General features: G+C 59.3%; 10 protein-coding genes. 9 read left to right on the forward strand and 1 reads right to left on the reverse strand.

The window, feature by feature from the left end; translation table 11 throughout:
- Nucleotides 1–197 precede the first annotated feature (197 nt).
- Nucleotides 198–3,317 carry an SUMF1/EgtB/PvdO family nonheme iron enzyme gene (locus J3U87_RS00460; protein ID WP_237381054.1) on the reverse strand — a complete coding sequence of 1,040 codons (3,120 nt, stop codon included), beginning with the start codon at nucleotides 3,315–3,317 and terminating at the stop codon, nucleotides 198–200.
- A 342-nt stretch (nucleotides 3,318–3,659) separates the two neighbouring features.
- On the opposite strand from J3U87_RS00460, the gene J3U87_RS00465 reads away from it, so the two are divergent.
- The 9 genes from J3U87_RS00465 to J3U87_RS00505 all read left to right on the forward strand — a co-directional run bounded on the left by J3U87_RS00465 (nucleotide 3,660) and on the right by J3U87_RS00505 (nucleotide 12,949).
- Nucleotides 3,660–4,349 carry a hypothetical protein gene (locus J3U87_RS00465; RefSeq protein ID WP_237381055.1) on the forward strand — a complete coding sequence of 230 codons (690 nt, stop codon included), beginning with the start codon at nucleotides 3,660–3,662 and terminating at the stop codon, nucleotides 4,347–4,349.
- Nucleotides 4,350–4,615: 266 nt separating this feature from the next.
- Nucleotides 4,616–4,807 (forward strand): hypothetical protein, encoded by a 192-nt coding sequence (locus tag J3U87_RS00470; RefSeq protein WP_237381056.1) that lies wholly within the window; start codon nucleotides 4,616–4,618, stop codon nucleotides 4,805–4,807.
- A 14-nt stretch (nucleotides 4,808–4,821) separates the two neighbouring features.
- A complete protein-coding gene (locus J3U87_RS00475; RefSeq protein WP_237381057.1) occupies nucleotides 4,822–5,217 on the forward strand; it encodes a hypothetical protein in 396 nt (131 codons plus the stop codon).
- The gene (locus J3U87_RS00480) at nucleotides 5,204–7,945 is read left to right on the forward strand and encodes a hypothetical protein (RefSeq protein WP_237381058.1); all 2,742 of its coding nucleotides are present in this window, start codon (nucleotides 5,204–5,206) and stop codon (nucleotides 7,943–7,945) included. Before J3U87_RS00475 ends, J3U87_RS00480 begins: the two co-directional genes overlap by 14 nt.
- Nucleotides 7,946–7,993: 48 nt before the next feature.
- Nucleotides 7,994–8,497 (forward strand): hypothetical protein, encoded by a 504-nt coding sequence (locus J3U87_RS00485; protein ID WP_237381059.1) that lies wholly within the window; start codon nucleotides 7,994–7,996, stop codon nucleotides 8,495–8,497.
- Nucleotides 8,494–9,090, forward strand: a complete 597-nt coding sequence (locus J3U87_RS00490) for a hypothetical protein (protein WP_237381060.1) — start codon at nucleotides 8,494–8,496, stop codon at nucleotides 9,088–9,090. Before J3U87_RS00485 ends, J3U87_RS00490 begins: the two co-directional genes overlap by 4 nt.
- Entirely contained in the window at nucleotides 9,087–10,055 is a 969-nt protein-coding gene (locus tag J3U87_RS00495; RefSeq protein WP_237381061.1) for a hypothetical protein, read from the forward strand. The genes J3U87_RS00490 and J3U87_RS00495 overlap by 4 nt, the downstream gene beginning before the upstream one ends.
- A 3-nt stretch (nucleotides 10,056–10,058) precedes the next feature.
- Nucleotides 10,059–11,369 carry a hypothetical protein gene (locus J3U87_RS00500; protein WP_237381062.1) on the forward strand — a complete coding sequence of 437 codons (1,311 nt, stop codon included), beginning with the start codon at nucleotides 10,059–10,061 and terminating at the stop codon, nucleotides 11,367–11,369.
- Nucleotides 11,369–12,949 carry a hypothetical protein gene (locus J3U87_RS00505; RefSeq protein ID WP_237381063.1) on the forward strand — a complete coding sequence of 527 codons (1,581 nt, stop codon included), beginning with the start codon at nucleotides 11,369–11,371 and terminating at the stop codon, nucleotides 12,947–12,949. The genes J3U87_RS00500 and J3U87_RS00505 overlap by 1 nt, the downstream gene beginning before the upstream one ends.
- Nucleotides 12,950–12,988 lie beyond the last annotated feature (39 nt).

Raw genomic sequence — 12,988 nt, forward strand, 5'->3', positions numbered from 1 at the left:
AAAGATTTGTCATTCTCGCTCGATTCCGGGAAAAGGGCAACCCGCTTTGCGAAGCCAAAGCTTGAACTATTTACAAATGGTCCGCTTAGGTGCCTGAATCGGGTCACCGTATTGTCAAAAGCAAAATGACACATGACAAAATTGGGAACAGACGGTGAAAGTGCTGGCGGGATCACACAACGTCCAAAAATCAAAGGTCAAGAACCGAGCTCGGGCGGCAACCACAACACACACCGGAAGCCGATGACGTTGCCGCGGCGGGCCGCACGGTTCCTGAAGCGGTAGGACGACCGCAGCCTGGTCGCGCCGCCGCGCCAAGCGCCGCCGCGTAGCACGCGCACGGTGCTATCTTCAATAATAACAGGCGTTTCCGCTTTTGACACGTTGCGTTTATTGTAAATGTCGCTGACAAAATTGTCGACACACCATTCCCAAACGTTGCCCGCCATGTCAAACAGCTTTGTCGGTGTGGCGCCCCTGGGATAGATCCCCACTGGCGTGGGTCCACTCTGAGAACCGTCAAAGTTGGCCATTTCTTCGGTCGGAGGGTCGTCACCCCAAGGATAGGGACGCCCCTCTTTGCCCTTTGCGGCGTACTCCCACTGGGCTTCGCTGGGAAGCCCCACCGCCATACTCGACGGCCACCATAAAGGTCGGTTGTTTTTGAAATGGGCTTCCAGCCAACGACAATAGGCGCAGGCCTCGTACCAGTTCACACCCACCACCGGCAGATTGTGGTCCTTTTTCTCCGGGCGGTTTCCGGCTCCCCAAAACCGAGGTGCCTTACTGGGTCGAAACCAATCTTCTGCCCAAAAGTCGTATTCGGGGTTCTGCTGCTTCTGCTTCTCGAGCCATGCCTCAAACCGCCCTTCCTTCTCCGATTGAAGCCAATCCCACCCCGCATCGCCCCACCAGCGACTGTCTTCGTACCCGCCCTTTCTGACGAACGCCAGGTATTCTATCTCCGTGACCGGATATTTGCCCATCCAGAAGGGTTGTGTCACGCGCACGGTTTGGGATTCTTGCTCCCCTCCCATCAGGAACTGACCCGGTTCGATTTCGACCCACCGGTCGCGCTTGTGCATCCCCAAACGAGGATCACCGACAACCCCCAACGCCGCCACCGCCTCGATCCGATCCTGAACGCACATTTCTTCGGGGTTCTCGGTAACGGCTGATACCTCGCGGCGCACGCGCGTGGCCAATTCGGCATCCACCGGTTTCCCCGCGGCCTCCAAATCGGCCACGGCATTCATGGCCAGCGCAACGCCTCGGCCATGTCTCGACCAATCGATGGGTTCCTTGTCCCCGCCGGCCAACAGCACCTTGACCACATTAGAAAACAAAGGATATTGGCTTCGCCCCAGATCCGAAAGTGCCAGCATGATGGGCTCATGCCACCAGTCCTTCAAAATGTTTTTCTCGAAAAATGCGGCAATCTCACCTCTCTCAAACTTTTCCACCAGGCACAATGCGGCCAGGTACTCGCGGTACCCATGATGGCTAAACCGCAATTGGGTTTGATGGCCCTCGGCGCCATCTCGCCGGTACAAGAGACCGCTGCGGACCTCCAACCATTGGAGCAATTTGCGCTTTTTCTGGTCTCTGGCGCCGCGGGACAAGTTCTTGCTCTCCTCATCCGCTTCGATCCGCTCCTCCAAACGATCCAAGACCGACTGTTCGCCGAAGATCACCACCTCTTTCTCGTGATGTTCCGAATCCTGCTTGTCTAGGTGGAGACCCCAAGCCAAAACCTTCAACGTTTCCATCACAACCCTTTGTTCCCAATCCTCTAGATTCCGCGTCACCCTTCGATCTCGGTCTTTTTTGGAAAGGAACAATTCCAAGGCTTGCTGATACAATTCCACCCGCATTTCCGGCATTTTTCCGGAGGAAAGGCGGATGATTGCCAGCAAGGTCAGCACATTGGGGTTGCTTGCCATGTCCTGAATGTGGTCGTGCGCTTCGATCTCCGACGCAACTTTAGCCGAAATTCCCACTTCCAGAGGGCTTCCCATCGCTTGGTAAATGGGTTCTACCGCGGCAAACCACTTGTTCAAAAAGGCCCGACACTGGGTCACATCCATTTCTTTGACCCTGAATGCAGTGAAACGGGCCCGTTCCTTGTGTAGGAAGCGACGCTGAAATGCTCGGGTGCGGCACGTCAACATCACCAGACAATCACGGTGGCAGCATTTGGCAAGAAAGGCTTCAACGGCCCAACAGACCCTTTGGCGTGCTTCCTTGGTGGACACTTCGTCCAGGCCATCCACAAAAAGAGCCGCTTGGTTTTCCTTGAAGAACGTTTCGATGCCGTGAGGGATGCGGGCCTCTTCTTCCAGCAGCCGCAACACTTCGCTTCCTCTGGGTGTCTTGTCGGATTCCAGGTGTTCAAGTACCTGGCTGCACGTAAGGAAAAACGGAATGGGCAGCTCGCCGTTGTAGGTCGGAACCTTCGCCCAGAGTTGGTGAGCCTTTTCTTGATCCTGACCGTTAAGATGGCCGGCTGCGGTCCGTGCCGCCAAATAGCGCAGCAACGTGGTCTTGCCTGAGCCGGGGTCGCCGATCACCACCAGCCTGGGGCCATGTTCCAGCAAAGAGAGTACATCGGCGGTGTTCGGTTCGTGGGCCATGGTCTCTTCACGCCCGGCCCAACCTTGCTGCTCCCGATTGATTTCGCGGTGCTGGGCCTCCAGCCGAACAAAAATCTCACGCAATTCAATGGTCTCCACCCGAGCACCGTCACCAATTCCGGGAAGGCGAATGCACGAGGTATCCGCATAGAGTCGGGTCAGGTAATCGCGCAACCCCGGGTCGAGCGGATCGGTGACAAAAGCGGCTGCCAGCGCATCGAGGTGGTCCAAGAAGGATGGCACTCGATGGCCTCGAAGCCGCGTCACACAGCCTGGTTGCCGGGATTCAAGCTCGCCCAGCAGACGCAAGAGTTCGCTGCAACGGATGTGGAACTGAGCCATCTCGGCCAGACTCACAGGCTCCGGGGGTACTGCTTCCGCTTGAAGAAAAATGTGCAACCGGGGAAGGCGATTCTGTTGAGATAAAGCTAACGTGGCAGACATTTTGAAAAGTTGGGTGAGATGGATCAGCGGTTGGGTGGGGCCGTCGTTCACATCGCAAAAAATAAAAATACCGACCAGGTCTTCCATACCAGTGGATGGAACTGGCACCAGGTTGAAGGATGGGTTCTCTTGAGAGCCCTTCACATCATGAAAATCCTTCATGTCCTTGCGCAATTGCAATTCGGGGAGTGCTTCAAACGCGGGGGACGTCAAAAGGGAGATCTGTAGTTCGGTCGTCACCGTCCCCTCCGTATATTGACTGTACAGTTATGATTTTGCGGTAATTATAGACTTTTTGAAAAAGGTCAAGAACCCTTTATTTGAAGAACATGACGGGGGATGGTGTTTTGACGCCATTGGGCATATGTCGTCTGGAAAACACGTCCTTCGAACTGGGTAGGGAACACATCCTTGAATACGTTCCCATTCTTCCTCTCGCCGCAGGCTTCCCGATGGGGCGCCAAGATCAGTGCCGAACCCGACACGGGCCAGCCACGCTTCGCTGTTCCGGCTTGCCCGATTCGGAACCCGCACCGGGATGCCGCCCAAATCAGGAAGCCGCGTGCTTCCCTTGGGAGGAAGATGATGTTCCACACGGTTCGCATTCACCATCAGATCTACACGACCTGTCGCTATCTCTGCCACGGCGATTCCACTGGAAGCAGCATCGAAGCCGCCAACATCCGCTACTTAGAAGAACTCAGGTTTCTCAATCCGTTTCCCAAAAACCCTTCGGATCCGCGATTTGAGACATACTGGCACCAACCCGACATTTCGGAACAACGGTTGATCCGGTTCAAAAATGGGAGCGTGGCCGTTCCCGAAATCGAAGCCATTCGCAAGCCGCTGTTCAAAACCTACTTGGATCCCTGTACCTACCAGGTTTGGATGGCCGAGGGTCTGGCCGCCAAGTATGCGTTGCCATCCCGCCTCGAACAGTACCCCATCCTATGTGAGGATTTGGTGACAGAAGTCGAAATGGCCTGGGAAGCTGAAGATTTTTCCCTGTGGATCGATGGCGATATTGGTCGTCTTCTGGAGGACGGCGTGGCAGGCGTGAACCCAGCGCTCGCCAAGGTGTGGGCCAACTTGCCCGAAAATGCCCGGTTCGCGTTGTATCACACCGCGAAAGAGGCGATGGGTATCGATTACCTCGCAGGACCAGGTGGGGAACGCGGTCTTTCAACCGGGTTAGGTTGCCTGATTCCCGGTATCGCCGCGCCTCTGAGCCAACACGCCCTAAGAACCTTGAAGACCACAAGCAAAACGTGATCTGCGCCCATGATGCCTTAAACAGTCAGCTCTCTCAGAATCAGCGTTCGAGTCGTTCAGGCGACCTGAACGCTTTTTTTATGGAGCATGGGCAACTTTTGCGAACCCTGACCGCTGCCAACAAGTGACGCCCAAGTTTCCCTTTTATTCCTCTCTGTTACCGCCCATTTCCTTAAAATCGTTTAATTTCAACAAGTTAAACAATATCTCTGCACTTTCGTCTACATTGGTGTTGCGCGCCACATACCACACCAGCGAGGTGCCCCATGGATCTTCCCTACACCGATAACGACCTGCTCTCCTTTCAACCGCTCACCCCCGAACAAATCGCCCTCCACGATGCGGATCGTATCCAAACGCTTTTTGATCCCTTGCTCGATCCGGCCACCTGGTCGGTGATTCCCCGCTCCACCCGTCTTCTGTTGGAACACCCCGGCACCCACATGATCGTGGCTTGAACGGGAGACGGACGATGCTGTCGCGTTATGCCCTGATCGGCAAACAACTCACGATGATCAAAGGCAAAGTGACCGTCTTGGGCGGCCTGCTCTACGTGTTTACTTTTTTCGGGTGGTCGGCGTTGCTGCTCACGTTCGCCAGTGAGTTCCACCTTCTCGCCGACTGGGCGCTTTGGCAAATCGGGCTCATGATTTTGGCTGCCACCTGGATCACCACGCGCTTGATCGCACGCGTCCTGTTCCACCCGATGCCGCCCGCACCCACGCCCCGCAGCACGCCGAACACGGTCGAGCCCGGCATCCTACTCCGTATGCTGGCGTCACGACGCTACCAAACCTTGGGCCGCCTGACACCGGGTCAGCCCTTGGCACCCGTCATCTTCGAGGGAGTTCACCATGAATTCGATTAAGGAATATGGTCGGTTTTGCCTGCTCTTTGGTGCTGCGACCATCGGTGGCGGCATGATCATGGGCGAGCTGTTCTTGCTCATGCGGATCCACTTCAACCCGATTCCGATTCTCATCGCATGTGCGCTGATCGGCCTGGCCGCTGGCTACCTGGTCCTGTTCCAACACTACGGACCCTTTGTGGCCACCTGGCTGGCCCAGGTCTCCGAAACATCGCTGTCCCGATTCACGGCGGACTTCCAGGAACAGCGATCCCCCAAAGGCGCGCCCTACCTTGTCACGCCGTCGGGACCGCGTTTCTTTTTCCGTTTGGTCCTCGATCCGGTCGAGTTCGACAAAACTCGAGAGACCCCGCCCCGCCTGGCGACCCTTCTCGAGACACTGAACCATTTCGAGTCGGTCAGCCTGCTCACCAAAAAGGTCGCCATCCGCCACACAGGCTATGCCTGTCATCAGACCGGGTTCCTGAGTGCGTTGATGCAGCGAGTGAACGAGACGTTGCCAACCCCACGCGAAGCGCTGGTGATCGATGTTGCCGTCTCCGCCGAGCCGGACCAAATCGACAACGTGAACTTGTTCGGGCTGGCCCTGAAACCTTCCAAACCTGCGACGATGTACCACACCGCCACCCCCTTGCCCATGCAGGACTACCTGGGCGGGTTGGGAATGACTCACGGCGTGCGTCTTGTGACGAAGCCGGATACGGTGCCCTTTGTGCGGTGCATGGACGGCCGCCTTTGGACGGTGCTCGAATGTTCCGGGTTCCACGCAGCCGATCACGGCGACACGGGCTCGTTTGATCGACTGCAAAAGGCCTTGGATGCAGAGCTGGTGCTCTTCACCCACTATGCAATACCGTCCCCTGAAGAAGTACGCCGTGCTTCCGCCGTGAGTAGCCTGACCCAAATCGCGGCAGGTTGGTTCTTCCGTCACACTGCAAAGGATTTCGACCCTGCCACCTTGGAACACGCCTTGAGTGACTACCGCGATCGAGTCCAAAGCGCACCAACTCATTGCCCCCGCCAATTACGTGGTTTGGTCCTCATTGGGCGCGAAATCCCATGGCAGAGCTTGGAAGGGATCCGCTATCAGTGCCGCGATAAGGTAGGCCTGGACGTGACGCCACTACCCGAAGGCGAGACCACCCGGGCGCTCTTGTCCCTGATTCCCGGTTGGGAAGGCGCCGCAGCGGGCCTCGGCCATCACAGCCTCGGTTTCAACGCCTGCCCTTCGGAGATCGTCACGTGGCTGAGCCAGGTGACCGGTTCGTGGGTCGGTGACCTCGGCCAACGCGCCTACCTGGTCATCGAAACACCCGATGGTAATTCGTTTTCCTGGAGCCCATGGCAGGACACGGCCTACAACTCGGTCGTGGTGGGCGAGACGGGTTCGGGCAAGAGCTTTCTTTTGAACATGAAGGTATTGGCCCACGTGGCGTCGTCCCCAATGGCGCGCACGCTGTTGCTGGACTACGGCGAATCCTTTCTGAATCTGACCCGCCTGTGCGGTGGCCGGGTGATCGACAAACACCAACGCGACCCTGTGACCGGAGAGGCTTACCGGTTTGCGCCGTTGGCCTGCCTCGGCGAGGATGCGGCCGACCTGCCTGCCGCGTCGCTGGACAGCCTTCTGGAGGACGCGGCCATTCTGACCATGGATTTGTGGCTGTACAAGGTGAATCTGGCCAACTTCGCCCCGCCGACCGACGAAGGGGGATTGCGCAACCTGTTTGACGGCCATTTCAAAGAGATGATTAAAGTTGCGGTACGCGCGTTCTCGTTCGATGGCGAGACTTTCGGACGCTGTCTCAACCACTGTGCGGCTTACCTCGACGCCCAAGACACACGGCTGCGTCACGAGACCACGCCTGACGCCGCCAACGAACGCGAAGCTGTGGCTCACCTGCGCCGAACCCTGAACGCTGTCCGCGCCTTGCGTCGTACCTATCTGGCCGAGTCGGCGACGGCCTTGCGGTTCGCGGACCCCGGGTCTTTCACCTATATCAACCTCGACGGATACCCGGACGCCGAAATTGCGGAACTGCTCCCAATTATGTTGATCAATGCGGCCCAACTCACCACGCGCACCGTGGGTGTGCCAACCCTGTTCCTCATCGACGAGTACAAGAAACTGTGCGGATTCCAGGGTGGGGATTTGGTAGGGGACTTCGTGGAAGCCTATTTGAACATCGTCCGTAAGTACCACGTCGCCATGACGTTATCGTCCCAGCGAGTGGCGCACTTCTCGCCTGGTATTCTGGAGGCGACCCAAACCCACCTGGCACTGATTCAGGACATGACGGCCGCGCCGAGTGCGTGGCGGATCAAGGACCCGACCCTGGTCCACCTGGCACGCGACGCTAGTCCGGCGGCGGATGTGGGGTACTCCACGGTGACGTTGGCCAAAAAGACCGGCAGTGGGTCACCGGTTCAGATCGGCGGTCGTCTTCGCGTGCCGCCCATCCTGGTGGAGCTGTTCGAATCCAACAAAAATCTGAAACGCCTGGCTGGCATCGTTGGTGACCGTTTGGGCGTGGCGACCCACCAGCTCGCACTCGCAGCCCAAAAAGGCGATGCCTATCGACCCATTGCTTCACCGGGTTGGTACAGAGCGTTGGCTGAAGCGTTCCCCGAGCAGGGCACCTGGTTACAGGAAGCCGCGCAGGTTCTTACCCCCGAAGGCATGCAGACGGGCAAAGCCCAGGGCTTTTTGGCGCGTACCCCTAGCTGATCCTCCGATCCCCGAACCCATACCTCTGAATAGAATAGGAGCCCTCTCATGAAATTGACGGTTGCAGCGGGATTCGTGTGCCTGCTTTCCACCCTCCACTTGGCCCTGACGCTTTTCGCGCTCGCGCAGCATGTCCCCCAAACCGAATCGATGAGTGTGCTGGACCCGGCCCGCCATGTCGCCAACCAGGCTGCGCACCTACCCGACGCGCCGCAGGCCCGCGATTTGGGGTTGAAAGAAGCACTCCGCCTCCATTTCCGCTGGGGTCGGTATCGATCCCAACCACCTGAATTCGTGAATGCCCGAGCATCGGCCTACTGGATTCAGGCGGTCATGGACGAGGCCTGCAAGCCGCTGGTCGGCAGTCAGGTGACCGTGACCCGCGTCGTATGGGGCGCCAATTATGCCAAGGTTGCCTTCCGCGATCACCCGCAATGGCTGCAACTCAACTTTTGGGCGATCGAGCAAGGTCCTCAGTCTTCAGAGAACCCGACCGGTTGGCGGTTCAGCGCTCGGATCAGTCTGATCGACGCGCGCGGGGTGACCCTATGAGTTCTCTGCGCCATGAGCGCTTCCAACTGGGTCTCATGGGCTTCGCGGCAGCGGTGATCCTGGGCGCGGCGCTGGTCCAAGTTCAGGCGATCCGCAATTTGCCGGTGCTTCTTCTCGACGAGGCCCGCGACCTGCCGATCTTGGCCGAGGCCGAGACCGGCATCGATGCCCAGTACACCCGCTGCAAAGCGGTCCTCCTGGCCTTGGGTGGTGTGCTCGCCGCGGTCCCACCTTACGAGGACCCCACCCGGGCGGAAGCCGCCCTATCCGCCTGGACCCACAACGAGACGTTGATGCGTCGGCTCCAAAGCTACCGCCACAAGCTTTCGGCCGCGCTCCCCGACGAACCGCGCCGGGTGCTGATGCGCACCGACCCCAAGCAACACATCCAAATCTTCCGCACGCACGAGAGTGGGTTCACCGCCAACGTGACCTTCACCGTCGTGCGCGAATCCGATCACCGCGAGTGGTTCACCTGCCACTTTGAAGTCCGCCTGGACCGCGCCGACGTGACCCTCGCCAACCCGATGGGCTTTGCCCTCACCTACGTGAAACCGCTCGATCATGTCAACTTTTGGGAGGAAACCCCATGACCCCGACTTTGCTTTGCCTGCTGACTCTGGCTTTCAGCCCCAACGTCACCGTCACCGACTCGGCCCACACGGTCGAAGTCAACCCCGTGCAACAACGCGCGGCGGTTCATTTCAAAGTCCACCCGGATCGACCCACCCTTGTGACGTTCAGCCGTCTGCCCGATCCACGGCTCATCGCCGGGAACGAGAGCCACTGGTACGTCACGACCCCGGCCCAGGGCTTGCCGAAGAACATGGTCCACCTCAAGCCGAAACTGCGAGAGGGCGGCCTGCTCAACAACATCCACGTGATGTTCAAGGGCTACCCGGTTGAACTAGTCTTCGAATCCACACTCGATCCCAAGCAGGCATCCAGCCAGGTCCAGGTGGTGATCGTGGGCGTCGAGGCCCGCGAGGAGGTGGCCTTCGAGGAGCACCAACCGGAAATCGTCTCATTGCAGGAACCCGAGGAGGTGCCCGAGATGGGATCAACCACACCGGCCCTGACCGATCTTTTTCCAGCACTCGGCCTCGAAAAGAAATCGTCGACGGCTCCGACCGAGAACGCTCCGACCCAACCCGCTGGACCTCAGCCGACCCCTCACACGGTGGAGGACGACGAAACCAAGGATGCCGAGCAGGGTGACCCGCAAGCCAAGCCCATCAAGTGGCGTCAAAAAGAGACCCGCTACGGCACAGTTCGCTGGACGGTCAAGGGGACCACGCCCGCAGTCACGTTCCAAGCGCGACCGGACATGGCCGAGCTGTACAGCCTGGAAGTGGTCCGTGGCAAGAAAACGTTTCTGACCCGGCACATGCGTTATGCCGAACCGCTGGCGGTCCACCCCGAGCCCTACGTCGGCCAAAACCACGTCCTGACCTTCAAACGTGTCCATCTCGCGCCGCGAGAGGGCTACTATCTGCGGCTATTTTTCGCCGGGTCCCGCGATCCCGTGTACATCAAGCTGCATGGGGTCAGGGGGTAAGGATTGAACACCATCAAGAAATGGATGCAGACCTTTCAGACCAAATCATGGGACCGGCGGCTCATCGCGCTGGTGGCGATCGTGCTGTTGCTGGTGGCGGCCTTGTACGCCGCGTTCAAGCCACCCCACCGGTTGCCCATCCAGGAACCCGCCGTCAGCACGGTGGGCGAACCCGAAACGGTCTTGCCCGTGCGACCCGGATTGCCGACTTCACCGGTTCGGCCTGCACAACCTGTCGATTTGATCCCGCCGAATCTCATCGCTGCCGACCGGCCGGTTCAGGTCGAAGACGCCTCTGACCCCGGTCCGCATCGTGAACAGCCAGGGGCGACCCAACTCCCCAAGGAGAAAGACTTGAAGCAACAAGCTTTGGCAACGCTGGCTGCACGCGAAGAAGCGCCGGCCGTCTTGACCCCTTCCGAATTGAACGAGGCCATCGCCGAGCTTGCCCGTCGCAACGGTGCCGAGCCCAACGAGGTCGAGGTAGATATCGAAGGCTATGAAGCGTCGACCCCCGACCTCTTTTCCTTGGCAGAGGGAACCGATCCCGTCGCGGAACCTGCCAGACGCGTGGCACCCAAAATGACCAAAGCGCCGGTGTTCGGCTGGGTCGCGCCAAAAGAGGCGAGTCGCTTTCATTTTGGCCAAAGTCTACCGGCGCGTCTGCTCTCGGATGTGGTGGCGACGGAGGGCGTCACCCATGCCATCGCGCAGGTGTTCGACCCGTTGACCAACCGGTCGTTGGGGTTGACGCTCCTACGCGTGACCAAGGCAACCGACGCGGCCCGCATCGGATTGGAGGGCACCCGCATCGTCGACCCCGATGGGCACGAGATCTATGGTCGGTTCGCCGCCTTCCGTGAGGACGGCGCCGAAGGCCTCATTGGCCGCACCAAAATTCATGTGGCGCGTCACCTCGGCTTGCGCCTCTACCGAACCGCGCTTGGGGTGCTTCCCCTGCATGCGGCATCCGATGACAGCTTGGCCTCAGTCATCGCAACGGAATCAGGGACCTCCATTCTCGACGACCTGGCCGGTGAGATCGGCGATGAGGGCCTGCCACGCACCGTCTTCCTGCCACGTGGCACCCGCTTCCGCTTGGTGTTCCTCGGTGCAGCCTCGGTGGACGAAGCCCTGACCGGTACAGCCGAAACGGCCTTGTCGTTTCCGGGTTCGGGCAGCATGCCTGAACCCGAAGCGCGAGAAAAAGCGCTCGGTGCCTATATGCGTCGATTGGCGACTTCGGCCAAGGGCAAGGCCCCTTCGTTGGAGGCATTCTTGTCGGACCCCGGGTATCTCCAGGAGCTGAACTGATGGGACTATTTCTGCTTTTCTGGTGGCTTCAAGTCAAGTCGCCGGCCCCCTGGGATGACGCGCACGTGCTTCAGGTGCTCTGGCAACAGAAGGGCGCTGAGGCCGAATGGATGCGAGCCTATCTCACGGGACAATGGTCGCTCCACGATCTGCGTGCTGCTGCGGTTCGTCGCTCAGTCCCAGAGCGGAGTCTTCCCAAACGCGGCGACGGCGGCCTTCCCGATGTGGCCATTCCCGAAGGGAGTGCGATGGGGTTCTATGGCGGCGACGCCCTGTGCGACGGACCCGGCGTTCCCATGGCTCACCCGTTTCTCATTCCGAGCTACATCACCATCCTCTACCAGCGTCTGGTCTACGACCCTGGTGTGGCGGCTTGGACCGATGAGCGACACGGTGTCGACGGGGATGTAGGTGTGGTGTATCGGGGTTTCGTCCAGCGCATTTGGGGGCATGGGTTTTTCATCGAGATGGAGACCGACCCGTTGGGTGGTGTCCACCAACGGGTCGATCTGATCCATTTCCGTGAGGAGGATTGCCACCCCGATCCACTGATCGAAATCCCCTGCATTCGTGACAAATCCTTGTATACCTTTACGTGGGCGGTGCGCGACGGCACCTACCAAATCCGTCGGGCCAAACCAGGTTGGCGCGACGTGCCCCAGTTGACCGATTTCTACGTACCCGCACAGCACGTCCAGGTGGCGGGCACCCCGTGCATCGAGATGCGGGCACTTCAGGGCATCGATGCAGGCTATTACGAGGGGTCAAACTCGATCTGGACCACCGCACCGGATTTCCCCTTCACCCCCTGCGGCGACTTTCCATTCGACCTGTTCCACCTGATCACCCAGCGACGGTGGAACCCCTGGCCCGGTTCGGGCATGCCGCTGCTTTCCTTCACGGCAGCCAACCCAACCGATAAGCAGCGAGACCGCACGATGGCCGACTTCGAGGTAGCTCGGGCTCCGACCGCCTTGGACGAGGAAGCCGGGTTCGATCCCGAACTGCTCGGTGCTGACCGACACACTCAGCTCTTAGATACGGACGATTATGCGCAACGGGCCACCCGAGAGGCACGGGCACGGCTGGCCCAACTGGAGGCAGAGCTCATGCAACTCGGTGAGTCGTTCCCGGACTCCCCACTGGCCGGATTCGCCAGGTTTGCAAGCCGGAACGTGGATCCTGACCATGTGCTGTACCTCTACGATCTGGCCGACGCCGATCAGCTCACGACGTTGCGCGAGATGTTCCCCGCCTGGGTCGGGGAAACCATCCTGGGCAAACCCGATCGGGGGTTCACCCACGAAGTTGCGGTTTGGTTCGACGTCGACTGGCGCCCACCCTGGGAGTCGGAACAGTACGAGGTCGCGTTCAACCATCCCAACGAGATCATTCCGTATCTGGACAACCTCGATGCGGAGCTGGTCGCGCAAGGGGAGCAGACCAAAGCGATCGTGACCACAACGGATCTGGTCGATCGCTACGACGATACCCAACGTGCCTCGGGTTGGCCTCAATGGGGCTGGCCCGACATCGAGAACCCAGACACCTACTGGACCATCTACCTCACCTGGCGGTAGCAACACTGCTGCCGTCTCCCATCCCGCAAACCGTCCATC

It is taken from the genome of Sulfidibacter corallicola, from assembly GCF_017498545.1.
Classification (GTDB): Bacteria; Acidobacteriota; Holophagae; order Acanthopleuribacterales; family Acanthopleuribacteraceae; genus Sulfidibacter; species Sulfidibacter corallicola.

Excerpts from the sequence above, each read along its gene's own strand:
- J3U87_RS00465 (WP_237381055.1), top strand. The coding sequence starts at position 3,660 with ATGATGTTCCACACGGTTCGCATTCACCATCAGATCTACACGACCTGT.
- J3U87_RS00470 (WP_237381056.1), top strand. The coding sequence starts at position 4,616 with ATGGATCTTCCCTACACCGATAACGACCTGCTCTCCTTTCAACCGCTC.
- J3U87_RS00475 (WP_237381057.1), top strand. The coding sequence starts at position 4,822 with ATGCTGTCGCGTTATGCCCTGATCGGCAAACAACTCACGATGATCAAA.
- J3U87_RS00480 (WP_237381058.1), top strand. The coding sequence starts at position 5,204 with ATGAATTCGATTAAGGAATATGGTCGGTTTTGCCTGCTCTTTGGTGCT.
- J3U87_RS00485 (WP_237381059.1), top strand. The coding sequence starts at position 7,994 with ATGAAATTGACGGTTGCAGCGGGATTCGTGTGCCTGCTTTCCACCCTC.
- J3U87_RS00490 (WP_237381060.1), top strand. The coding sequence starts at position 8,494 with ATGAGTTCTCTGCGCCATGAGCGCTTCCAACTGGGTCTCATGGGCTTC.
- J3U87_RS00495 (WP_237381061.1), top strand. The coding sequence starts at position 9,087 with ATGACCCCGACTTTGCTTTGCCTGCTGACTCTGGCTTTCAGCCCCAAC.
- J3U87_RS00505 (WP_237381063.1), top strand. The coding sequence starts at position 11,369 with ATGGGACTATTTCTGCTTTTCTGGTGGCTTCAAGTCAAGTCGCCGGCC.